Raw genomic sequence first — 21,863 nt, forward strand, 5'->3', positions numbered from 1 at the left:
TTGTTATGCACGCGATTTCCGTCGATTTCGGCAACACGCCGTCGGTACTGGCCGCGCTGGCAGACGAAAGCAACGCGCAATTAGTCGTGAATGCCGCCGCCGAGCGGTACGTGCTGGATACGTTGGAATGGATCAGCGCCGGGCACGCGTTTACTTCGCGCACTGGGCAATTGGAGCAATCAATCAATTGGCATCCGGCCAGCGATGGCGGCGCGATGATTTATGCCTCGGCTGAATACGCTGGCTGGGTTGAAGACGGCACCGAGCCGCATGTGATCCGGCCGAAAGACGGCCGCAAAGGGCTGAAAATTCCGGTGGCCGGCGGCCAAGGCTACGTGATTGTCAAACAAGTCAATCACCCCGGCAGCCGGCCGTTTCCTTACTTTTTCGCCGATTTGGACAACCGCCAGGCGCATATGCAGCAAGCCGGTTTATCCGTATTGGCTTCACGTTTAACGGGGCTTTGATGGGCGTTTATCTGGATTTAACCGACCTTAGCGATCCGTCGCTGACGTTTACCGCCGACCACGTCGCCGATGCGGACGTCTATGTGGATGCCGTGCTGGCCGAGCGTGGCATTTATCGATCCGACTTGACGCTGCCAAACGATTTGCTGACTCAGATTGCGATCTATTGGGCCAAGCGCTGCGCGGCGATTGAAGGTGCGATCGGCGACAACTCGCCGCTGATTGCCAAAGCGCGCGAGTACGAGAGCAACGCCAAGCAGCTGGTCGGCACGATCAGCAAAAAAGCGTTGGGGATTACCGATTCGGTTGGGTTTGGTGTAGTGACGTTGGGGAGGGGTTGATGAAGTTATTACCCGCAAATGAGCAGTCCAGCGAGTTGATTCGGGCAGGTGAATCGCTCACAGTGGTCGGCACGGTCATTATTGAGTTGGTGATTGGTGGTGTAAGACAGCCGGCAGTTTCGTTGGTATCCGAGAGTTACGGCCCTGTCGCTCGAGATACGACTGTCATCATTTCCGCGTTGGCCACGGCCGCGCAATACCTAGTTGGCGACGCCGAAGTGGCCGCAATTGTCCGGACGGGTCTGGACGTGCGCACGCAAACAAACGTCATTCTGGCCGCCGTAATTGGTGATTCGAATGCGACGGTTGGCACTTCTACAAGTCCAGATAATCAAGATATTTCGGTGCATACCGCAGCGTTCCCAGCGTCTGGTGCGACCAGTATCGGTATTACGCCGCATAAATTTATTTTGGATATGTTGATGCCCAACGTTCGATTAGTCGGGCATTACGGTGTATCGGGAGCGATGACCAGCGGAGGAACGTCGCCGATTGGGCTGCTTGACCGAGATATACAATCAGCCAGCATCACACGAAGGGCGATCAGCGATTTATTAGCCCAAAAATTGCACGTGATATTTTTGCGCTGTATGAGTATCAACAATTTGCAAAATTTGATTTCATCCAGCTATTGGCTGGATGTCGCTCAAGATACTTTTGAAGATCATGTCAAGATTGTGAGCTTGTTATCGAGCGCAGGCATTCCCATACTCGATCAAATGTACCCCGGCTACGGCGGCCCGTTGGGCGAAGAATACGCATCGTCATCAACGCCGTGGCGCAATGAAATTCGGGCCGCGATGCTCTGGTTAAGTCGGGAAATCCAAGGGTATTTCGCGAATTCCGATCAAGTGTTCGTGCTAAATCCTGACGGCATTACTCGCGACGCGAATACGGGGCGCTACTTATTCAATCGCTCCGGCGATCATCTGCATTTGAACATGATCGGGCAATATGAGAATGCCAAGCGCGCTGAAATGCCAAGGCTTGAGAAATTATTCGGCAAGTCGATGGGAGTTCGTTATCCAGGTGCGAACAAATTCACCAACCCGGTATTTGCAAACCTAGCGACTACTCCGAACTACGGGACTGAATTAGCGACTGGCATCACCATTGGCACAACCGGTTCCGGCGTGACGAGGGCCGGCGCCAAGCGGGAATATCGAGAAGGCAGGCCATACCAGGTATGCGAAGCGGTACTAAGCTCTACGGCGACAGGTGGCTTGACGTTCGATTTCGACATTCCGTTGTTGACGACCGCATTTAATGCGAATGATGTGTTCGGATTCGAATGGCCTTTCTTTTGGGAGCCATTAGACGCACAAGATTATTTGATTTCATCGTTTTCAGGCAAAGTCGATTTAACCAAAAGCGGTGCCGGTCGCTTTGTTCCGAACCGCGATCCGGGCGCAAATAATTACGGTTTATTGACGGGTAATGGAATTGCCGGCGTGCTCACGTTCAACCCCGTACAAATTACGGAAGCCAATACCGCTCTGAGCGTCAGCTTGGTGCGGCACACGGTAACGACAACAGGAACGGTTGGGCGGTGGAAATTCGGGGTTGGCACGCCAAGAATGGTTTCGTTATCCAGCGTGGGAGGTATTTATGTCTAAAGAACCGATGTATCTTGATCAAGCCGCCGAATTTTTAGCGAATTTTGTCGATAAAAGCATTTCGGTAAATTGTCGCGCGTGGACACGGATTAAATTTCCGGATGGGCGAGAAGTGTCTGACGGTCAGGTCATATCGGCTCCGGCTACGATTGTCGCCGATTGGCTGGCAGTGGGTGATGTGACAGTCGATCATTCCGATATCGACTGCGCGTTGTCATGTGGTCAAATACCGATTGTCTATTAGCGAACCCTTTCGCATTAACTCCTAGTTAACCTCTCTTTAAACTAGCTCGCAACATTCCAACGTAGGGGATTTTGTGAGCTTAGTCGCCCTGCTCGCCGCGCGCGAGAAACTACAAAACGATGCCGCGCTGACTGCGTTTTTTCAAACGCGGTATAACAAGCCGGCGCGTCACATTATCGGCTATAAGTCCCCGCAAAACATCAACGATTGCCCGGTCGTTTGTTATGTGCCGGTGCTGTATACCCGCGCCACGCAAGTCGGCGGCTGGCATCAAGAGCGGCCGAGCATTGTCGTTGGACTTCTGGAAGCCGGCCAAGACGGCGACGTATTCGACGGTCCCGCTCAGCTGGCCGAAGTGGAAAACCTGATTTTCGATTGCCTGGAGTCCGGCGCGCTGGGTGCGCGATCGGTGTATCTAGGCGAGGGCCGGTCGGTTGCTTCCAGCATCCGCCATCCAATTTACGAAGCCGAGCTGAAGATGCTGCTCGGCTGGCGCTAACAAGAGGAGCTCGCCATGCAAGACCAATACGCCGGCCAACCCGGCACATTTATAGTCGATCCGGAGGCCGGCATTCGCGTGCCGGCCGAGGATTGGGATATTTATCAGGCCGACAAGGCGGCTTATAACGCCGATCCGGACAAAGCACGGGCGGCGTTTGAGAAGCGGGCGGAGAAGGCGAAAACTAAAGTGGAGGTGAGCGATGCTCAGTAACCGCAAGCGCTATATTCAAGCAGCTCTAGAAACTACCTACGGCACCGACGCGGTGCCGACAGCGACGATTCAATGCGGCGACATCACGATTAAGCCGTTGGCCGGCAACGCCACCGAACGCAAGATCATCCGGCCGGAATTTGGCGGCTTCGGCTCGATCCGGACCGAGAACTACGTCACGCTATCGTTTTCGTGCGAATTCGCCGGCGCCGGCAGCGCTGGCAGTGCGCCGCCTTGGGGTGTGCTGTTGAAAGGCTGCAATTTTTCCGAGACGCTGACCGCGTCGGCGATTACCGGCACGGCCCAAGTCGGCGGCTCGACCACCAGCATCAAGCTAGCCAGCGGTGCCAGTGCGGAGGATGATTTTTATGTTGGCATGACCGTATCGATTACCGGCGGCACCGGCAACGGTCAAAAGGGCGAGATTATTGACTACAACGGCACGACCAAAGTAGCCACCGTTGCCGTGCCGTGGGCAGTGGCGCCGATCGGCGACAGCACTTACAGCATCGGCGCCAATGCGCTGTACATCCCGAATAGTTCGTTCGGCACCGCTGGCAATAGTTCCTTGTCTTTGTATTTTGGGGTCGACGGTGTGCGGCATATCTTGTTGGGTGCGCGCGGCACGGTGAAGCCAAGCGTGTCGGCGAAGAAGCTAACAGAAATGACGTTTGAGTTTACCGGCTTGTTAGGCACGATTGCCGACGTGTCCTCACCAACAACCGATTTTTCGGCGTGGCAAACGCCGCAAACCGTCTCTACGGCAAATACGACGGATATCAATATCCTGGGATTTACCGGCGCGGTGCTAGAGATGTTCGATGTCGATATCAGCAACACCGTCGTCTATCGGCAATTGGTTGGCGCGGAATCCGTGTTGATTACCGACCGTCGAACGAAGGGCTCTATCCAAATCGAAGCGACCACGATCGCGGCGAAGGACTGGTGGACGTTCGCGAAAAACGCTAGTTATGGCCCGATATGCATTAAGCACGGCCAGACGCCGGGTAATATCGTCGGCATTACCGGACCGCATGTGCAATTGGAGAATCCGGATTACGCGGAATCGGATGGTGTTGCAATGCTGAAAGCGGATTTGTCGTTTGTGCCGGTGGCCGGCAACGACGAAATTCGGATTTGTGCTAAGTAGGAGAGACGATGTTCAAACTCAATTTATCCGGCACTTTTCAATATCCGGTCGAGCTGCAAATCGTGGATGAGAAAGGAAAGCCGCAATTGCACAAACTTCGGCTCACATTTAAGCGCTTCAGCCGCGAACAGCTGATCGGTCTCGGCGAATTCGGCAAAGACGACACCCGCACCGGCGATGCGGTGATCGAAGCCGATCTCGATTACTTGCTGCAATTTGTCGATGGCTGGGCGGACGTGACCGACGAAGACGGCCAGCCGCTGGACTTCAGCCGAGATAACCTTCGGGCGCTGCTGAACGCGGTGCCCAACATCCATCACGTCATCCGCGACACGTTCTACGAGGCGATCAACGGCGGGAGCCGCAGAAAAAACTAATCGCCGCCGCCGAACACTGGGCGCGCGGCGGCAAGGGTGGCAAGGATCAACGGGCTAGCGATGCTGAGCTGCTGGGCATCAAGATCGACATCGAGCCGGACCCGGCCGAGGCGGAATTCAGCGTCGAGCCGGAGAATTGGCCGGCGCTGGAGGCTTTTCGGGCATGCGAGACGCAGTGGATCTACGGCAGCATGGGTGGCGTGATCGGCATGAATTATCCGGGGGTGCAGTCTCACCTGCATTTTAACGTCCCGCGCCGCGAACGGGCGGCGATTTTTCGTAGCATACAGATCATGGAGCGGGCGGCGCTGGCCGTGTTTAACGAGTCGAAATCATGAACAGCGGCGAAATCAAATTAGGCATTAAGCTGTCGATGGACGGCGGCAAAGTCGTCGCCGGCGACGTGCGCGTACTCAAATCGGAGATAGAATCGCTAGCCAAAACAGCGGATTCGTCCGCGACCCGGCAGGCGGCCAGTTACGCCAAGATCGATCGCTCACTCGCCAGCATCAACCAAACCCTGGCCGCCGGCAAATCACTGTTGGCCGGCTACTTTTCCGCCAGCGCCGCCGGCACGCTGGCGCGCGATATTCTCAACACTAACCGCAGCATGGAAATGCTCCGCGCGCAACTGACCGCGTTGACCGGTTCAGCGGCGGAATCACAGCGGACGTTTAAATTCATTTCCGATTTTGCGGTTGAAACGCCGTTCGAGATCGACGGGCTGACAAAAGCGTTCATCAATCTGCAAAACATGGGGATCAATCCGACCAGACAAGTGATGGAAGCGGTGACAAACCAGGCCGCCAAGCTTGGTGCCAGTCAAGAAACGCTCATGGCGATTGTGCTACAGCTCGGTCAGGCCTACAGCAAGGGCAAATTGCAGCAAGAAGACATGGCTATCCTGGCCGAGCGCGGCGTGCCGATCTACAAATTGGCCGCCGACGCGCTGCATAAGACCGGTACCGAAATCGCTGACATGTCAGCAAAAGGCGAAATGGGTCGGGATGCGATCGACGCCATCATTCAAAAAATGGGCGAATTGGCAAAAGGCAGTAACGTTGCCGCAATGGATACGTTGAATGGGAAGATTAGCAATCTCTCCGACGCCTGGCATCAATTTGAAGATACCTTGCTTCAGGACCGCAGCGAAGGATTAATTAAGCGTGTGGTCGATGGTTGGTCTGCATCGATCAATCAGGCTCGGCAAATGATGTCGTCCGCAACGGATGATCAGATTGCCAATATCGAGCAGCGTCTCGCCTATCGCAATTTCGGTCTGGTCGGAAAGTTGGTTTACAGCGCGGCATTTAATACCGATGAAGATGTCACTAATCTAAAATCGCTGCGAGCAAAAAAAACCGCAGAAGCCGATGCTCAGCGCGAAGCCGATATACGCAAAAATTCGGCTGCCGAAATTGCAAAAACCGAGCAATGGCTCGACGAGATCGACACAGAAATCACCGAGAACCTGAAGAAGAAGGCGAAAGCCCGCGAGTCGGCGGCAAAGACAGCCGCTAAGGCCTACGCAATCGAGCGCGCCGAAGTCGCAAAGTCCCTAGCCTCTATTCAACAAGAAACCTCGCTGATCGGCCTTTCTGACACCGAACGCGCCCGAGCGATTGAGCTGACCAACGCGTTAGCCAAAGCCAAAGGCGCCGAGCGGGCCGCGATCGAGCAGGCGCTGGCGGTGAAGTGGCAAGAACTCGACGCCGATCAGCGGCGAAATGACATGTGGGCCGAGTCGGTCCGGCAGGCGAATGCCCTCGACGAACTACGCGACAGCGCCGCCGAAGCTCAGCGCCTGGCGCAACTGGCCGAGCAGCTCAAACTGCAAGGCGCGACGAACGAGCAAATCGCGAGGCGTATCGATCTGGAGAAACAATTGCAAAGCGCCCGGGCAGCGGCACCCGACGCCGATCCGGCTACAGTGGCGGCTTACGTCAAGCAACGGTCGGACGCCGAACTGCAATTGTCAAAATTGACCGATGTGAGCACCAAGCATTCGGCGGATTATTTTGAGACGGCCTATAAACGGTCGATTGAGAACGTGCAAGACGCGCTGGGTAAGATGTTCGAATCGGTTTTCGACGGCACCGCGACCGGCAGCTTTCAGGATTTCTTGACCAATATTGCCAGCTCAATCAATAAAGTCTTCGCCCAACAAATGGCGCTGAACTTTCAGCGGATGCTGTCGCAATCGTTTACCAGCGGCGCCGGAGCGGGTTCGAGTGGCGGCGTTGGTGGCTTATTTTCCAGCATGTTCGGTTCCAGCGGTTCAAGCGGCGGCGGGTTTGGCAGCTTCTTTTCCAGCATTTTCAGTTCCGGGCCATTCAGCCAAGGCAACGTTGATCCCTTCGGCGCTAACGAAAATGGCCGCATTGTGTCGCCGGTGCCTGGTTCGGCGTCTTACGGCAGCGGGCCGTGGGCGGTTTCCAGCGCCAACGGTGGCGGTATGGCGTATAGCATGCTGGGATCGTTATTGAGCATGCTGCCCGGCGGCAGTCAATTTCGAATGGCCGGCAGTCGCGGTCGTAACGCGCAACTTGAAACGCTGGTGGGTATCGAAAACCAAGTGTCGAATATGATCGGCAACTTTTTCCCATTCGCTAAATTGATTGCGCCCATTAAGAATATGGCGCTCAACTTGGGCGCGTCGTTATTCAGCGATAGAAAACCCTCGACGCTCGGCCACATGATCGGCCAAGCCGGCGGCCCGTTACAGGATATGCTGTTGACGTTCTTGATGGGTTCGAAGATTCCTGAGCCGACGCAGTGGACAAAAGGCGCCTACTCCGGCGGCAAAATGTCGATCACGAAAAGCGGCCAGGAAGAAGGCGGCGACCCGAAAATCACGAACTCGGTAACGACCGAATTCGGTAAAGTCGTTAAGAGCCTCGGCAGTTCGTTGCGCATGAACATCGGCGATTTCCGGTCGATGTTCTGGAGCCAGCTCACGGAGAAAAACCAGCAACTGACGGCCGGTTATTTATCCGACAACGCCGGCACGTTTTTCCGCCAAACACCTTCCGGCGAGGATAACCTGGCCGGCCTGGCCAACAAAATGGCGCTGTCGGTCGTCAAGCGCAACATCGGCAACCAGGATGATCTGCACTACCGGACCGCGATTCGGGACAGCAAGCGGCTGAAGCAGTTAAATGAAGCCATTGCCGAGATTGACAACATCGGCATCACGCTGGGCGAATACGGTCCGGTGCTGACCCAGCTGAAAGCGTTGAACGCCCAATTCGACGACATGGCCAACACGGCCGCCAAGTATCGGTTTTCAGAGGCGCAGGTCGAAGCCGCTCGCCAACGCGCGATCGACGCATTGAAGAACGACACACTAACGAGTTATCGCAATCTAGCCGGCATGGGCGCGTCGCTGAATGCGCAGCTCGGCAGTCTGGCTGATACGCTGATCGAACTCGAAAGCAACGCGAAAACGTTGAAAATCGCCGAAGCCGATTTGCTGGGGCTGCGCGAGAAAGCCATCGCAAACGCCCGGGCGACCTATCTATCGCCGCTGACCGACGCGACAGCATCGATTGCAGACCAACTAAGCAGCATTACTGGCGTATTGCCGACGCCGGAAGACACCGCTCCGCTGTACGACCTGCTCGCAAAATCGACCGACCCAACCGAGCAAGCAAATTACATTACGCGGATACAGAAAGCGCTGACCCAGCGCTACAACGTTGAGATTGCGGCGATCAACAAAACCCAGACGGCGGTTTATTCATTGCGCGATCTGATCGACGGTCTGAAACTTGGCGATCTCAGCACGTTGACGCCAGAGCAAAAGCTGGCCGAGGCTAAGAGTCAGTACGGCACGACCTTACTAAAAGCCCAGGCCGGCGACCAAACCAGTTTGTCTGCCTTGGCTGGGGATGCCCAGGATTATTTGACCGCTGCAAAGAACTACTTTGCGTCGACCAGCGATTACGCGGCGATCTTCGACAACGTCACGACCAATCTCGAAGCGCTGAGCGTGCAATTCGGCGGCACCACCGATGCAACGACCGCCGCCGAGCAAGCTACCGCCGCTGCGACGGCTTCGGCGAACTCGCTGGCCACGTCGCTGACAGCATTGAAAACCGTAGTGGATGGCCTAGCCGCAACGCGCGGCGCCGCTTACGATCAGCAAGCCGCTACCACTTCGGCGGCGGTCACGGCGGCGCAAACCGGTCCGACGAAAAATCGAGTCGATACGCTGGAGAATCAAAAGCAAGCCAACATCGCCGGCCTGGCAGCGAATGCCAGCAAGGCCGACAAATCGGCGGTGACCCGGGCGAATCAATATATTGATGCGCAGATTAAAGCCTACAATTTCGGCGGCGATACCGAGGCGGATAAAACGGTCAAATATCAATCGCTGACCGACCAAATCGCGGCGGTCAATGCCCAAATTAAAGCGACCAAGGACAAAACGGCCAAAGCCAACCTGGTCGCGCAGCGCGATGGGCTGACGGCTCAACGTAAAGCGCTTGGCGCGGTTAAATACAAATTTAAAGCCGACGGCGGCTGGACCCAAGGGCCAACGATCGTCGGCGAGAACGGCCCGGAGCTGATCAATTTCGCGCACCCCACCATGGTGACGAATAATCGCCAAACTCAAGCCGTCATCGGCGCCGGCAACGATGCGATGATTGCAGAATTACGCAAGCAAACCGAGGAGCTGCAAGCGCTGGTTCGGCTGCAACAAGCCGCGAATGCCGCTTTGCTAGATCAGTTGAAACAATCGAATACCGCATTGGCTGAGACAGCGCGTAAAGCCAGGCTGGAGAGCGCCGCGTGATCTATCTCGCGATTATCGAAGCCTACAATCTAACGACCTCCGCGGTCGAAACGTTGCGCTTTTGCACCGGCCCCGGCTACATCGATGAAGTCGCTGGCGACTACTACGAGCCGCGCATCGAGCAGCCGGCGTCGATGCGGCGCGATATCTTTCAGGACGGCCAGATCGGCGGCGCCGCTTCGGCGAGCTATGGCGAGTTGACGTTGATCAATGCCGACGGCGAGCTGGATTATTTGACCGGCTACGCCTTCGACGGCCGGTCGCTGAATCTGAAAGTCGGCGAGCAAGGCGCGGCTTTCTCGTCGTTTACCACGATTATCTATGCAACGATTCAGCAAGCCGCGTTCGAAGAACTGCGCATCTCGATCCGGCTGCGCGATCGCATCGCCGAACTCGATAAACCGGTGCAGCCCAACCGCTACGGTGGCAGCAATAGTTTGCCGGCCGGTGTCGACGGTACGTCTGAACTGAAAGACGCACCCAAGCCTAAGCTGTTCGGCCGTGTGGCCAACGTCACGCCGTTGTTGGTGAACAGCGCCAGGTTGATTTATCAAGTCAACGACGGCCCGATCGAGAATGTGGTTAACGTATTCGACAAGGGCACGTATTTGGCGCGCGGCAATTCATACGCCGATCAGGCGGACATGGAAGCCAATCCGCCCGCCGCTGGCTATTACCGAGTTTGGCAAGCTGGCGGAATGTTCCGCCTGGGCGGATCGCCGGCCGGTTTAATTACATGCACGGCCTGGGCATCATGGGATATCGCCGATTGCACCGCCGCCCAAATTGCGTATGACTTGGTCATCGGCGCCGGCATTTTGAGCGGGGACACTTACAGCGCCGACCGCACCGCGTTGGACGGCCAGAACGCTGGCAGCATCGGTTTATGGGTCACCGACGGTTTAACGGTCGCCGAGGCGCTGGATCGAGTGTCCGCATCGGTCGGCGCCTGGTGGGGTTTTGACCGGTTGAACCGGTTTCGGATGGCTAGGCTTGACGCCCCCGGCGGCACGTCGGTTGCAACGCTGACCGAACTGGAAATCGTTTCGCTCGAACGGCAAGCGGCAACGGTCAACGGTACTGCGACGCCGGTTTGGCAAGTCACACTCGGGCATGATGTGAATTGGACGGTGCAAACCTCAGATAATCTGGCTGGCATTGTGCCAGACGATCGCCGCGCCTGGCTGGCCGCCGGAAGCCGGCAGGTTAAAGCGAGCGATACGGCGGTGAAAACCAAGCATCCGCTCGCGCAAGAAGTCACTTATGAAACACTACTGGCGGGCGATAACTACGGCGATCCGGAAGCCGCGCGGCGGTTGTCATTGTTGAAAGCGGAGCGAGTGATTCTGACGGCCAAAGTGCAAGTCGATGCGGATTTGCTGTACGTGCTGGACCTCGGCGTGGTCGTCACGGTGCAGTATCCGCGCTACGGCCTGGCTGCCGGTCAGCAATTTAGGATCATCGGCATCGAAACGGATTTCGCTCACGATCAAGTGATTCTGAGTCTGTGGGGTTAATGTGGCTAATTTGATGTTGGGCTATGGCAATTTGATCGAGAGTTCGGATACGCTGAGTGGCGGTTCGTGGTCAACGTCGTTTCCGTTGGCCAACGTTAAGAACCGGCGGCTGGCTAAAGTGGCGCGCACGGTCGATGATGCCACCGGATCGAGCTGGCTGAATATCGATTTAGGCGCAAATAGGACCGCTCAATGCTTTGCGGCCATCCGCACAAATCTGTCGGCGGCGGGCGTGTTTCGAGTACGTGCGGCGGGTAACGGCGACTCGACTTATTCTGTCCCGCTATATGATTCTGGCTATGTCTCGGCTGCTGCGTTTACGCCCGATTTGATTTTAGGATTGGCGGCTTCGATATCGGCGCGCTATTGGAGGCTTGAGATTGCCGATTCCAGCAATCCCGACGGGTATATCGAGATCGGCCGCATCTTCGTCGGCCCGGCGCTGGCGCCGGCTGACAACATGAGCTACGGCAATCACATCGGCTATCGCTCACGCTCTGAAGTCGTGCAAACCCAAGGTGGCGCGATGATTGGTTTGCGTCGAGTCGGGCAAAGGCAATTTCAGTTTGCACTGGACTGGATGAACGAAGCCGAGGCGATAGCGGCGCTGGAACTGCAACGAGTAGTCGACATCACCGATGAAGTGCTGTTGATCCGCGATCGCACGGATACCACGTATAACCAGCAGCGGCATTTCCTCGGGCAACTGTCTGAGCTGTCTCCGATTGATAACCCGTACGTGCTGACTCATCAAGTCGGGTTTAACGTGGTCGAGGTGATCGCATAATGGCGCTGTATCTCGATGCCACCGGTCAGCTCGTCATTGCCGGATCAATACCGCCAGGCGGTAGCGCAGTCACCGGTGCGGCGTCCGGTAGCCTGTCCGATTTAGCTGCTTGGCTACGCGGCCTGGACGGCACCGCCGCTTGGCATCCGGCCAGCTATTACGCCGGCGCCGGCGAAGACCCGAGCGCGGTCGCATGGTCCGATGTCACCGGTTCGGGAAAGCCGGCCAACAACGCCACCAAGAACACTATCTTTCGGCAAACCAGCGCGCCGACGTCCGGCATGACGACGAACGATATCTGGTTCGACACGACTACGTTGAATCCTAAGGTGTACAGCTATAACGGCTCCGCCTGGGTACTCGCCGGCGATATTACCGGCAACAACACAGCGGCCGCCATCAGCGGCCAAGGCGCGCTAGCGACGGTCAATCAGATCAACTCTGGCAATTTTGCGACGTTGCTCGGCGGTGGAATTATCGACCGCGATCGGCTGATTCCCGGAAACATCGCTAAGTTGACGAGATATTTCACCGCCACCGCCTGGGCACCGCCGGGTTCTACAATGAACGAATTGGAGATCAGCGGATTCACATGTGCAAACGCGTATCTACGTCAGATCACGCTGAAAATTTCCTTTTTGATCGAAACAACGACGGATGGCACGAGGTACTTCGGTATCGCTAATGATCTAATGTCGGACACGCTTCCCCTTGCTCAGCAAGTGGCGTATGACTCAACGATCGATATGGGCAGTCGGTTTATTTCCGGCACCGTGATGATCAGCGGCGGCATTCTGAAGCTTGGCACGGGTGGCATGAGCTTCAGCATTTATTTGTACTGGAAATACTCCGGATCGATCACTAAGCAGATGAGCAACATCCTGTTATACGTGGAGGAGATCACCGCATGACCTTGTTGGTTGTGTCGTCTGATGGTCACATCATTGAAGCGTGGGACGGTGCCGATCAGGGCGCGCTGGCGGACAAGCTGACTGAAGGCCAATGGCTAATTGACGCCGCAATTTCTAACGTCAGATCGATATCATCGCTTTATGTACCGCTCGAAGCCGAAGCGCCGATTGCTCGCCCGGCAATGGGCGTCACTATCGATAAGACAATAATATTGGCCAACGGTATCGATGTCGCAACGCTATCGAATGTTCCGGTTGGCGCGACGATGGAAATCACGATTGGTGCATCGACGACGACGCGTGTTTGCGGTGAGTCTGAACTGGTTTCGAGCGACGTGGTTGGAGATATTTCGATCAAAATCTCTGACTGGCCAGCGCTTGATTTTGTTGTTTCGATTTTGGCAGTTTAAACGGCGTTAAAACCGCGATAATTCGCGACAAATATCCCGCTAAATTACGACAAAAATCGCGCGAATTTACACCGGGGTTATCCGGTAGGCGTCGGGAGCGGTGCCGGATTTTTTAATCCGGACGAGCTTGGAAAACGGCAAACATTGGGAGCAACCGCGCTGCGAAGTAACCCCGGCGTAACCCCAGAAAATAAAAAAGGCCCTCGATTTCTCGTAAGGCCTTGATATATATGGAGCTGGCGATGGGACTCGAACCCGCGACCGGCTGATTACAAATCAGCTGCTCTACCAACTGAGCTACGCCAGCAAATTGGCTCGCCATTATACAAAAAACGGCGAGGTAATCCAGCATTTTTTACGCCGCGCTACTTGTTGCGTATGCTGTCTATCATGCTCGACAAGTAGTCCATCATGTTCTTTAGAAACGCTATCGCCAGATCGAGCTGGGTTTGTAGATAGAACAGGAAATGACTGTGGTCGAAGTCCTGGTCCATGTAAAAGCTGACGCCGTTGTTGATCGTGTTCAAGCCCATCACCAGCATAATCACCGCGGCGGCCTTGAACATGAAACCGCGCAGTTTCGCGCTCATTTTGCCGAATGCCACGCTGATGAATAGCATCATCGGCAAGGTGCCGGCGCCAAACGCCAACATTAACGCCCCCCCTTCCAGCACGCTCGTCGCGGTTGTGGCTTTGACGGCCATCGCGAAGGTTAGCATGCATGGCATCAAGCCGTTTAACAGTCCGGCGATGATCGAGCCGACAATAGGTCCTCGTTGATTCGCCGTGGCGTAACCCTTGCGCAACATTCCCAACGGGATTAATCGAAGCGAACCTTGCCAGGGTATCCAACCCAAAACCCCCATCGCCAACGCAATGACAACTAAGCCCATCGTGATTTGCAGCACACTTTGAATCTTGCCGAACAAGCCGCTGGATATCAACACGACACCCAGGGTCGCAGCGGCCATGCCTATCGTCGCATACACCGTAATACGGGCCACTTGGTAAGCCAGATAAGGCCAATAGCTTCGACTTTTGCCGGCCTTCATGAAAAAGCCGGATACCAAGGCCCCGCACATGCCCAGACAATGTCCGCTACCTAAAAAGCCTGCCGCGAATGCCAGGGTATAGTCGAAACCGCTAGCGGCGGCCATCTCCGTCATGCCATGCATCGCATGATCCATGCCGTGCATTTGGTGGTCCATTTATTTGCTGAGTCTGAGTGAATTGACGATGACCGACACCGAACTCAACGCCATGGCTGCCGCGGCGATCATCGGGTTAAGTTTGCCCATTGCCGCTACCGGGATGGCGATGGTGTTGTAGCCGAATGCCCAAAACAGGTTTTGTTTAATCACGCTGATCGTGAAGGCACTGAGTTCTATCGTGTCGGTAACTTTGCCGATGTCGCCTTGCACCAACGTCAGATCGGCGGATTCTATCGCCACGTCGGTACCGCCACCGACCGCGAAACCGACATCGGCGGCAGCCAATGCCGGCGCGTCGTTGATGCCGTCACCTATCATGCCGACATTCAGACCGTCCGCCTGCAATTGCCGAATGATCCGGAGTTTGTCGTCCGGCTTGGCCTGTGCCACCACGTCGGCTATTCCCACCCGAAACGCGATGGCGTAGGCGGTTTTTTCGGTGTCGCCGGTGACCATCATGGTTTTGATACCCATCCGATGCAAACGCTCGATCGCGGCGGCAGCTTCGAGTCGCGGCGTATCGGCGATGGCGAATACCGCGGCTTCCTTGCCGTCAACCGCCATGAAAACCGGCGTTTGTCCCAGCGCGGCGGCGGTATCGGCCGGCTGCGCCAATCCGTGAACCTCAACCTGATGACTTTGCAACCAGGCCTGGTTACCGATCAGCAACTTGTAGCCGTCAACTTCGGCGCGGATGCCGTGCCCGGTCTCGCTGTAAAAATAAGCGCAGTCGTGCAAGGCCACTCCCTGTTCTTCGGCATGTTTGACGATGGCCTTACCCAGGAAATGTTCGGAATTGTTTTCGGCGGAAGCCGCCAGCATCAGCAGCTTGTTTTCGGCGATGCGCGAGACTTTATGGATTTTGACGACCTTGGGCTTGCCTTCGGTAATCGTCCCGGTCTTATCGAATACGATGGCGTTGAGCTTGCTGGCGATTTCCAGACTCTCGCCGTTACGGATATAGACCCCCTGCTTGGCAGCCTGTCCGGTGCCAACCATGATGGCTGCGGGCGTCGCCAATCCCAATGCGCAGGGGCAGGCGATCAACAGCACGGTAATCGCATTGCCAAACGCCATCCCAAACGGCGCTCCGGCAATCAACCAGCCCGACAGCGTCAGCGCGGACAAGCCAATGACGGCCGGCACGAAGACTGCCGAGATCTTGTCCACTTGCTTTTGGATAGGCAGCTTGGCGGCTTGCGCCTGATCGACCATGTGCACGATACCGGCCAGCACGGTATTCATACCGATAGCGCTGGTACGTACCTGTAATACGCCGTTTCCGTTAACGCAGCCGCCGATCACCGTATTGCCGGTCACTTTGACGACCGGCATGCTTTCACCGGTGATCATCGATTCATCGACCGTGGAAATGCCGTGGATGACGACGCCGTCGGTCGGGATTTTTTCGCCGGGACGCACCAACAACACATCGCCAACTTGAATCTCGTCGACATCCACCCGCCGCTCTTCGCCGCTTTCGGTCAATAAGGTTGCGGTTTGGGGTTGCAGATCCACCAGTTTGCGGATCGCTTCGCCGGCTTTGCCGCGTGCGCGTTCTTCCAGATAGCGCCCGAGCAACACGAAAGTGACGATAGCCGCCGCCGCCTCGAAATAGACGTGACTACGTCGGCCGAACAAGGCCGGCAAACTGTAGCCATAGGCCGAGCCGACGCCGAGTGCGATCAAACTATCCATATTGGCGGCGCGCTGCTTGGCTAGCCGATAGGCCTTGACGAAAAACTGGCTGCCGGTACCGAACACCACTTGCGTGGTCAGGGCAAATTGCAACCAGTGCAGCCAAACACCGGTGCGCATCGTCATCGCTACCGCCACTACCGGCGCGGTCAGCAGCCCTGCCCATACAAATCGACGCCGGGCCACGTCAATTCTCTGTAACTCCTTTTCGATCAATTTTTTCCGCTGCGAGAGGGTATCGACCTGCAAGGCGCTGTAGCCAAGTTTTTCGATGGTTGCGATGACATCGGCCTTGGTCAAGCAACCTTGGACGTTGACGGTTTCGGTGGCGAAATTGACGCTGGCCTTTTTGATCCGCTCGTCGCGATTCAGGACCATTTCGATCAACAGCGCGCAAGACGCGCAACTCATGCCTTCCACCGCCAAATCGATGTCGGCCAATGGTCCCTCGGGCAATTTTTTCTTATCGGCTACGCCGAGCCGCCGCTTACTGGCGATATTGCCGAGAACCGCATCCAACAAAATCAACAGATTTTTAGCCGGAAGCCGACTCGAGTCGAATTCGATTGCAACCGAACCGATCGCAATTACCGAGCGTACTCGCTTAATTTCCGGTCTTTTTTTAAGAAGGATTTCGAAAATGTAACTACGCTCGGGATCGCCGACCAACACCGGCGTAACGATTCTGATCCGGTTGCGTAATTGGTGCCGGACCTCAAAATGCCGATAGGGGTTGTTATCGGTAACCATTAAGACTGCACTCCTCGATGTGACTGACCAAACAACCCGGCGCACGGCGCCGGGCCACGGCCAGTCGGCTTATTTGGGTCTACGGGATCTGACCAACAAGAAAAACATATAAAACACCGCCAGCCATTCGTAGCGGTAGGCCCATGGTCTGGGCAGCCATTGCTGGGTAATTCGCGGCCAGTGCGCTTTGATCAAATACAGTACCAACACGTCGTTCAGAAAGTCGATCACGGCTTTCTCGGGATCCTTGAATAAGGCTTTGGGGCCTTTACTACTGAGTTTGCCGAGCACTTTGGCCGCCTCGACGGTTTCCTTGCCCGCCTGGACTTTCTCACCGAACCAAGCGCCAACCCGCGTGTTTTTCAGTCGCCGCTTAATCCCGAGGGCCAAACGGCCGGCCGCTTTCGTCGCGGGGATGTCGTCGAAACACCCTTCAGCTTCCAACTCCGCCAGTGCTTTGTGCATGGCGCGCGCCAAACCGGTAAAGTCGCAGATCGCTTCTTGAAAACGGATCGCCAGCTTGCGTTGGCCGCGAAACAAATCGACTGCTCGGACACCCGGCAGCTCGCGAATCCGGTTTACCAGCGCCTCGGCGGCCCTTGGCCGACAAGCACGCTCCGGCAGTTGAAAGCGCAGGTGGCCCTCGTGGCGATAACGCAGAACAAATTCTCTTTGTATGGCCATATCAATGGGATAGAAACAAAGACGGGCGACACCTTTGCCGGCTGTCGCCCGTTCTTAAAACAGAATCGAAGAACCGGGTTCGCATCAACGCGATCAATTCTCTTCTTTCGCTTCGGCGACGATGTCTTCCAGCGTTTCCTTTTGATGCAATACGAAATCCTTACCGGCGTCGATAGTCTTTGCCGCGCTGGCCACGATTTCTTTTCGGTATTTGTATACGAAATAACCGGCGACCATGCCGGCGCCAAACAATAAAATCGGATGTTTTGCAATTTTGCTCATCAATTTTCCTCCAGTGTTGACGGTTGCGGTAGCCAGTGTTCCCGCGACAACCTGCTTACTCATCGACGAGTCGGGTGAACGCGCCTGCTTGTCGTGATTGTGCGCCATAACGATCCTCTGGTTAGCTCCGAGTAGGTTGGGATTTTGTGTCGTGGTCGTCGGGTAGTATCAGTTCTTCATGAAGCATCTGAAAGATGCCCTTACAACCCTCGCAACAGAACTGTTTGTCGCCCTCGACGGTTTTAAGTTCAAAACCGCTGACTTCGACAGTCAGCCCGCACAAATCGCAGTTTTTATCGTTTTCGGTCGTCGCCATATCATCCAATCCTAATCATTCCTTGCCTGAAACCGGAGGAATTATAAACGCCTTGGCCCGTGGCGGCTAATGGATGACGAAATCACAGGCACACTTTACCGTTCAGCACTTACCACGCGCGGCTTTGCTGGATGCCTTCATCAAAGCGATGCGCAACGCGCCGGTCAAGCTAGTGCTTAACCCCAAACGCATCGCTAGGGCCGGTACCAGAATCATCGAAGCAATTGCCAGCCCGGCGCCCAGGACTAAACCGCCGGTGTTTAAGTGTTGGGCAGTGGTTTCGTAATTCGTGACGATCAATTCTTGCGCCATGTTGCTACCTCTGATGGAAAAGTGAAAACACACTATTTCCTAAGAGAGCACAAACAATGCCACAAGCCTAGATATTGAATTTCCAAGAAAAAAATTCAAATACCTTAAAAACAACAAAACAGTTAAGCGATATGCCGCGAAAATATTATGTCATTTAACATAGTTTAGCAAATGCATTTCTCCACCCTCCGCGCGCATCGGCGCTTGCGGAACTCTTTTTTTCGTCGTCGGCCGCATTCTAGAGACTAGCTAGACTCAATACAGACCGCGTCCGGCATCCCATAACAGGACCTTTCCGCCGAAGAATTCGTAGCGGACCTCGCTGGTACGCTCGAGAAACCCAAGCAACTCGTCGGACATTTTCTTGCTTTCCATCTCGTCGGTAATGACCCAAACCCGTCGATGCTGATTGAACAAGCGCCTCAATTCCTCGAGGTTGGTGACCAGTTTTCCGCCCGCCCAACGATCCACGACTTGACCCTGAACCGAGGCGTGCCGGTATACCTCGTCGAAGGATAAGGTTTCCATCAAATAGTAATCGACACCACCCATGACTATCGCCGCCGACATCGGCGATACCGTCAAGATCTTATCGTCGGGTGACTTTTGCGCCGCGATAAAGTGGTAGGCGGTTTCGTGGCCCATATTGATCGGCCGTGAATACGCATCCACCAGCGCCAGAGGATCGGATTGAAACGGAACCAGGGTCAGCAATAATCCTGCGACGATGGTTCGCCACCGGTTACGCAACACCTCGACGGTGCCACCGATTCCGAAAATACGTTCAGCCAGCACGTCTATCCAACCGCGCCCGGTCAACACCGCCAACACGATCAGAAACGGATACAACGGCGACACGTAGCGATTGGCGATCTGCATTAACAGCACCGACGCGACGAATGCGCTGACAAAGACCAGCAAATACAACGTGACAATGGCCGGATTGGATTTCCGCCCCCTGAACCAATACCAAAACCCCGAAACCACCAAGACGCTATAAGCCAGGGCCATGCGCTGGTTGCCCAGCAAAAACAAGTTGATGAAGACATGCGGGTTGATCAAATGCAGCTTCATGATCGAATCGCTGGACGTCGCGATACCGACGTGCGGGGTCAAACACAGTATCGTAAAGATCACCATATCGGCGATCGTGACCGTCATCATCGTCGCGAATCCGATCAATATCGACCTGTCTGCGCGCCAGTCGAACGGTTTGTAATACAAAAAGCCGGCGATACAAAACGCCGGAAAGGTAATCACGAATACTTCCTGACTCAGTGCCGTCGCGGTGCAGAATACAAAGAACCAATGTTGGTAGCGGCGACCGTCTCGCCAGATAAAGCCGCGCAAAAACAGATAGACGCTGACCACGCCCAGAAACTGCATAAACTGGTAAAACCGGATAATCCGGGAAATAAAGATCTGCCACGGATCGAAGGCCAGCAATACCGCGACCAACAGTGCCAAACCGCGCCGTCCGCCGATTCTTAGCGTCAGTAAATACGCGGCGATTATCACGCCCAAACCCGGCACTATCGACAAACCTCGGGCGATTTCCTTGCTGTCGCCAAAGACCGCCAACCATAAGGCCAACACGTAATGATAGAGCGGCGAACGGGTGTACAACACGCCGGAAACCGCCTCGGGCGACAAGCCCTTCAGGATGCCGCGCGAAGCGTCCCAACTGACGTTTTCGTCCGCTTGTAAATCGTCGAAACCAATCTGATAGTAACGCAATGCAAAACCGGCCACTAATGTCAGCCCTAGCCACAGACGCGAGTCGCGAACCCACCGCCCCGTCTCCGGCCACGACACGCTAAAAGCAGGGCGGCGCAATAACCACCAAGACAGCAAAGTCACTGTCGGCACCCATCCCATCCAGATCGGACGCCAAACAGGATCTTCCAACCACAGGACACTGTCGGTTTCGCCGTAACGGACTCGCAACGCAATCAGCATCAGCGCCGCAATCGCTCCGATTGCCAATAAGCCCGACGGTCCACGTCCGGCATAGCCTTCCGCCGACGCGCCTGCCCCGAGCCGGAACAAGCGCACCGCCAACCAACAAGCGCCGGCCGATACCAGCCACAAGCTCAAAAACTGAACCATCCAGTCGGCATCGATAGGCTCGGCGGTTTGCAGCTTCAACGCCCCCAACCGACTGTCGGCCGACAATGTCGCGGCCGCGATCCATTGGCCGGCACCGGACAACCAATCCGGATGCGCTTGAATTTGAGTTTGCCAATGCAAACCGCCGTCCAACACCCGCTGGCCCAAACGGCCATCGACAAACAACACCGGCGGAGCGGTTTCGCTGTTCGGTCTAACGACCCGCACGCTGAGCCGACCTCGATCCGCAGCCAGAAACCGCGTCATATCGAAGGCTTCGATTCCGCCGCCGCCACCGCCGGTACCGACCAACTCGTCATCCCAAAACAGGTAGTACGGCCAATCGCAGCCGATTCTGACCCAGGCCGAATCGCCCGCGACGCGATGCAAATCCACCAATTCGGTTGCTAGACGCATATCGCCGGCCAACCATACGCCGGACAAGCCCAACTCGGAACGCGGTGTCGTCCATATCGTCGGATCAACCGGCGCGTAAACCGGCTTCTCCAATTCCCCCAAAGGCCGCGCGGCGGGCCACTCTGTTTCGTTGTAACCGGGTTCGAAAAATCGCTTACCGGTCAAATTGGCCGCCACATCCAGCGCTCGCCAAGCCTCGGCGCGTCCGTCGATTTCAGCCGTCAGCCCCTCGCCACTGGCTCCCCCCTTAATCGCCAGCCGCGGCAGGTGTTGCGACTGTACGTAGACCGCCAGAGTATTCTCGCCAGGCAGTAAATACGCGGTGATGTCGATGTAGTGCAAGACGCGCCATTCTTCATTGGCGGCGCGTTGCGAGGTCGGGTTGCGCGGCATATCCCAACTATGGGGAACTTGGCCCTGGGCACGATCGGAAAAGCGGGTTTGAAAAGGGAGCGAGGCGTTGATCGAATATTTGTTCCAAGAGACCACCCGGCCATTCACCATCAGCTGGTAATCGTCGGCAGCCAGAGCGACCCAGCCGTGTTCAGGTTTGAACGGCAAACGCCATGTCTGCCGAAAGTAGGCGCGCCGCTCCGCATGCTCGGCGCCCATCCAACCGTCGGGCATTTGGTCCCGAATCGGACCCTGGCGAATCGGTAGCAACCAATTCGCCAGGCACAACGCAATCAAAAACGAAGCCACCAGCAACGCGCCTAACGACGGCAGCCAGTGCCGAATCCCGTTCGTACCCATA

The 21,863-nt window shown here is 55.9% G+C and carries 21 protein-coding genes and 1 tRNA gene; 14 read left to right on the forward strand and 8 right to left on the reverse strand.

The window, feature by feature from the left end; translation table 11 throughout:
- Positions 1-5 precede the first annotated feature (5 nt).
- The 14 genes from ACQE3E_RS15670 (at position 6) to ACQE3E_RS15735 (ending at position 13,330) form a co-directional block, all read left to right on the forward strand.
- Entirely contained in the window at positions 6-467 is a 462-nt protein-coding gene (locus ACQE3E_RS15670; protein ID WP_427500801.1) for a hypothetical protein, read from the forward strand.
- Entirely contained in the window at positions 467-808 is a 342-nt protein-coding gene (locus tag ACQE3E_RS15675; RefSeq protein WP_427500802.1) for a hypothetical protein, read from the forward strand. The genes ACQE3E_RS15670 and ACQE3E_RS15675 overlap by 1 nt, the downstream gene beginning before the upstream one ends.
- Positions 808-2,424, forward strand: a complete 1,617-nt coding sequence (locus tag ACQE3E_RS15680) for a hypothetical protein (protein ID WP_427500803.1) — start codon at positions 808-810, stop codon at positions 2,422-2,424. The genes ACQE3E_RS15675 and ACQE3E_RS15680 overlap by 1 nt, the downstream gene beginning before the upstream one ends.
- A complete protein-coding gene (locus ACQE3E_RS15685) occupies positions 2,417-2,668 on the forward strand; it encodes a hypothetical protein (RefSeq protein WP_427500804.1) in 252 nt (83 codons plus the stop codon). The genes ACQE3E_RS15680 and ACQE3E_RS15685 overlap by 8 nt, the downstream gene beginning before the upstream one ends.
- A gap of 73 nt (positions 2,669-2,741) precedes the next feature.
- Complete coding sequence (locus ACQE3E_RS15690; protein ID WP_427500805.1) at positions 2,742-3,167, forward strand: hypothetical protein; 426 nt, start codon at positions 2,742-2,744, stop codon at positions 3,165-3,167.
- A gap of 15 nt (positions 3,168-3,182) precedes the next feature.
- The gene (locus ACQE3E_RS15695; RefSeq protein WP_427500806.1) at positions 3,183-3,380 is read left to right on the forward strand and encodes a hypothetical protein; all 198 of its coding nucleotides are present in this window, start codon (positions 3,183-3,185) and stop codon (positions 3,378-3,380) included.
- Positions 3,370-4,530 (forward strand): hypothetical protein, encoded by a 1,161-nt coding sequence (locus ACQE3E_RS15700; RefSeq protein ID WP_427500807.1) that lies wholly within the window; start codon positions 3,370-3,372, stop codon positions 4,528-4,530. The genes ACQE3E_RS15695 and ACQE3E_RS15700 overlap by 11 nt, the downstream gene beginning before the upstream one ends.
- 8 nt (positions 4,531-4,538) lie before the next feature.
- Positions 4,539-4,907, forward strand: coding sequence for a phage tail assembly chaperone (locus ACQE3E_RS15705; protein WP_427500808.1), 369 nt, complete (start codon positions 4,539-4,541; stop codon positions 4,905-4,907).
- Positions 4,908-4,996: 89 nt separating this feature from the next.
- Positions 4,997-5,245 carry a DUF1799 domain-containing protein gene (locus tag ACQE3E_RS15710; RefSeq protein ID WP_427501655.1) on the forward strand — a complete coding sequence of 83 codons (249 nt, stop codon included), beginning with the start codon at positions 4,997-4,999 and terminating at the stop codon, positions 5,243-5,245.
- On the forward strand, positions 5,242-9,705 hold the full coding sequence (locus tag ACQE3E_RS15715; protein WP_427500809.1) for a tape measure protein: 4,464 nt from the start codon (positions 5,242-5,244) through the stop codon (positions 9,703-9,705). The genes ACQE3E_RS15710 and ACQE3E_RS15715 overlap by 4 nt, the downstream gene beginning before the upstream one ends.
- On the forward strand, positions 9,702-11,222 hold the full coding sequence (locus ACQE3E_RS15720) for a hypothetical protein (protein ID WP_427500810.1): 1,521 nt from the start codon (positions 9,702-9,704) through the stop codon (positions 11,220-11,222). Before ACQE3E_RS15715 ends, ACQE3E_RS15720 begins: the two co-directional genes overlap by 4 nt.
- A gap of 1 nt (position 11,223) precedes the next feature.
- Complete coding sequence (locus ACQE3E_RS15725) at positions 11,224-12,009, forward strand: hypothetical protein (protein WP_427500811.1); 786 nt, start codon at positions 11,224-11,226, stop codon at positions 12,007-12,009.
- The gene (locus ACQE3E_RS15730; RefSeq protein ID WP_427500812.1) at positions 12,009-12,920 is read left to right on the forward strand and encodes a hypothetical protein; all 912 of its coding nucleotides are present in this window, start codon (positions 12,009-12,011) and stop codon (positions 12,918-12,920) included. Before ACQE3E_RS15725 ends, ACQE3E_RS15730 begins: the two co-directional genes overlap by 1 nt.
- Positions 12,917-13,330, forward strand: a complete 414-nt coding sequence (locus tag ACQE3E_RS15735) for a hypothetical protein (RefSeq protein WP_427500813.1) — start codon at positions 12,917-12,919, stop codon at positions 13,328-13,330. The genes ACQE3E_RS15730 and ACQE3E_RS15735 overlap by 4 nt, the downstream gene beginning before the upstream one ends.
- 231 nt (positions 13,331-13,561) lie before the next feature.
- Here the strand turns inward: ACQE3E_RS15735 and ACQE3E_RS15740 are convergent.
- The 8 genes from ACQE3E_RS15740 to ACQE3E_RS15775 all read right to left on the reverse strand — a co-directional run bounded on the left by ACQE3E_RS15740 (position 13,562) and on the right by ACQE3E_RS15775 (position 21,862).
- Positions 13,562-13,637, reverse strand: a tRNA-Thr gene (locus ACQE3E_RS15740).
- A gap of 58 nt (positions 13,638-13,695) precedes the next feature.
- The gene (locus ACQE3E_RS15745; protein ID WP_064028563.1) at positions 13,696-14,538 is read right to left on the reverse strand and encodes a sulfite exporter TauE/SafE family protein; all 843 of its coding nucleotides are present in this window, start codon (positions 14,536-14,538) and stop codon (positions 13,696-13,698) included.
- Positions 14,539-16,989 carry a heavy metal translocating P-type ATPase gene (locus ACQE3E_RS15750; RefSeq protein ID WP_427500814.1) on the reverse strand — a complete coding sequence of 817 codons (2,451 nt, stop codon included), beginning with the start codon at positions 16,987-16,989 and terminating at the stop codon, positions 14,539-14,541.
- Between the two features lie 69 nt (positions 16,990-17,058).
- Positions 17,059-17,673: a hypothetical protein gene (locus tag ACQE3E_RS15755; protein ID WP_427500815.1), complete on the reverse strand. Its 615-nt coding sequence runs from the start codon at positions 17,671-17,673 to the stop codon at positions 17,059-17,061.
- 93 nt (positions 17,674-17,766) lie between these two features.
- Positions 17,767-17,955, reverse strand: coding sequence for a hypothetical protein (locus ACQE3E_RS15760; protein ID WP_082885522.1), 189 nt, complete (start codon positions 17,953-17,955; stop codon positions 17,767-17,769).
- Positions 17,956-18,076: 121 nt separating this feature from the next.
- Positions 18,077-18,271 (reverse strand): heavy metal translocating P-type ATPase metal-binding domain-containing protein, encoded by a 195-nt coding sequence (locus ACQE3E_RS15765; protein WP_082885523.1) that lies wholly within the window; start codon positions 18,269-18,271, stop codon positions 18,077-18,079.
- Between the two features lie 102 nt (positions 18,272-18,373).
- Positions 18,374-18,583 (reverse strand): hypothetical protein, encoded by a 210-nt coding sequence (locus ACQE3E_RS15770; RefSeq protein WP_064028571.1) that lies wholly within the window; start codon positions 18,581-18,583, stop codon positions 18,374-18,376.
- Positions 18,584-18,838: 255 nt separating this feature from the next.
- Positions 18,839-21,862: a phospholipid carrier-dependent glycosyltransferase gene (locus ACQE3E_RS15775; RefSeq protein WP_427500816.1), complete on the reverse strand. Its 3,024-nt coding sequence runs from the start codon at positions 21,860-21,862 to the stop codon at positions 18,839-18,841.
- Position 21,863 lies beyond the last annotated feature (1 nt).

This window comes from Methylomonas sp. MED-D, from assembly GCF_050276835.1.
Taxonomy (GTDB): Bacteria; Pseudomonadota; Gammaproteobacteria; order Methylococcales; family Methylomonadaceae; genus Methylomonas; species Methylomonas koyamae_A.

Excerpts from the sequence above, each read along its gene's own strand:
- ACQE3E_RS15670 (WP_427500801.1), top strand. The coding sequence starts at position 6 with ATGCACGCGATTTCCGTCGATTTCGGCAACACGCCGTCGGTACTGGCC.
- ACQE3E_RS15675 (WP_427500802.1), top strand. The coding sequence starts at position 467 with ATGGGCGTTTATCTGGATTTAACCGACCTTAGCGATCCGTCGCTGACG.
- ACQE3E_RS15680 (WP_427500803.1), top strand. The coding sequence starts at position 808 with ATGAAGTTATTACCCGCAAATGAGCAGTCCAGCGAGTTGATTCGGGCA.
- ACQE3E_RS15685 (WP_427500804.1), top strand. The coding sequence starts at position 2,417 with ATGTCTAAAGAACCGATGTATCTTGATCAAGCCGCCGAATTTTTAGCG.
- ACQE3E_RS15695 (WP_427500806.1), top strand. The coding sequence starts at position 3,183 with ATGCAAGACCAATACGCCGGCCAACCCGGCACATTTATAGTCGATCCG.
- ACQE3E_RS15700 (WP_427500807.1), top strand. The coding sequence starts at position 3,370 with ATGCTCAGTAACCGCAAGCGCTATATTCAAGCAGCTCTAGAAACTACC.
- ACQE3E_RS15705 (WP_427500808.1), top strand. The coding sequence starts at position 4,539 with ATGTTCAAACTCAATTTATCCGGCACTTTTCAATATCCGGTCGAGCTG.
- ACQE3E_RS15715 (WP_427500809.1), top strand. The coding sequence starts at position 5,242 with ATGAACAGCGGCGAAATCAAATTAGGCATTAAGCTGTCGATGGACGGC.
- ACQE3E_RS15730 (WP_427500812.1), top strand. The coding sequence starts at position 12,009 with ATGGCGCTGTATCTCGATGCCACCGGTCAGCTCGTCATTGCCGGATCA.
- ACQE3E_RS15735 (WP_427500813.1), top strand. The coding sequence starts at position 12,917 with ATGACCTTGTTGGTTGTGTCGTCTGATGGTCACATCATTGAAGCGTGG.
- ACQE3E_RS15745 (WP_064028563.1), bottom strand. The coding sequence starts at position 14,538 with ATGGACCACCAAATGCACGGCATGGATCATGCGATGCATGGCATGACG.
- ACQE3E_RS15750 (WP_427500814.1), bottom strand. The coding sequence starts at position 16,989 with ATGGTTACCGATAACAACCCCTATCGGCATTTTGAGGTCCGGCACCAA.
- ACQE3E_RS15755 (WP_427500815.1), bottom strand. The coding sequence starts at position 17,673 with ATGGCCATACAAAGAGAATTTGTTCTGCGTTATCGCCACGAGGGCCAC.
- ACQE3E_RS15760 (WP_082885522.1), bottom strand. The coding sequence starts at position 17,955 with ATGAGCAAAATTGCAAAACATCCGATTTTATTGTTTGGCGCCGGCATG.
- ACQE3E_RS15765 (WP_082885523.1), bottom strand. The coding sequence starts at position 18,271 with ATGGCGACGACCGAAAACGATAAAAACTGCGATTTGTGCGGGCTGACT.
- ACQE3E_RS15770 (WP_064028571.1), bottom strand. The coding sequence starts at position 18,583 with ATGGCGCAAGAATTGATCGTCACGAATTACGAAACCACTGCCCAACAC.
- ACQE3E_RS15775 (WP_427500816.1), bottom strand. The coding sequence starts at position 21,862 with ATGGGTACGAACGGGATTCGGCACTGGCTGCCGTCGTTAGGCGCGTTG.